The sequence below is a fragment of the Streptomyces bambusae genome (assembly GCF_019400985.1).
Classification (GTDB): Bacteria; Actinomycetota; Actinomycetes; order Streptomycetales; family Streptomycetaceae; genus Streptomyces; species Streptomyces bambusae_A.
The window spans coordinates 1-579 of record NZ_WTFF01000740.1 but is presented as its reverse complement, the minus strand read 5'-3'; the positions used below and the strand labels follow the sequence as shown (position 1 = coordinate 579).

Annotated in this window: 1 protein-coding gene; it reads right to left on the bottom strand. The window is 74.8% G+C overall.

Annotation, left to right across the window (positions count from 1 at the left end; genetic code table 11):
• Positions 1 to 579 (bottom strand): AMP-binding protein (locus GPJ59_RS36815; RefSeq protein ID WP_219672420.1); only part of this gene is annotated, 579 nt, incomplete at both ends.

The window sequence follows — 579 nt, the reverse complement described above, 5'->3', positions numbered from 1 at the left end:
GGTAGTCGAGCTGCCCGTCGCGGGTCCAGCGGACCGTGTCGCCGGTCCGGTACATCCGGGTGCCCGCGGGCCCGTACGGGTCCGCGACGAAGCGCTCGGCCGTCAGGTCGGCGCGGCCGAGGTAGCCACGGGCCAGACCGGCGCCCGCGAGATAGAGCTCTCCCGCGACACCGGGGGCGACCGGCCGCAGGGCGGCGTCCAGGACGTACGTACGGGTGCCCGGGATCGGCGTACCCATCGAGGGGACACCGGAGTCGGCCGTGAGGGGTGCGGAGGTGGTGGCGACGACCGTGGATTCGGTCGGCCCGTAGGCGTTGACCATCCTCCGGCCCGGAGCCCAGCGGTCCACCAGCTCGGCGGAGGTGGCGTCACCGCCGACGATCAGCGACCGGAAGGCCGGGAACTCGCCCATCGGGACGCTGGCCAGCGCGGCCGGCGGGATCAGGGCGTGCGTGACCTGCTCGGCCGTCAGGACCTCCGCGAGGACCTCACCGGCCAGCGGACCCGCCGGCGGCACGACCAGCGCCGCACCCGCGGCGAAGGTCATCACCAGCTCCAGCACCGAGGCGTCGAAGCTCG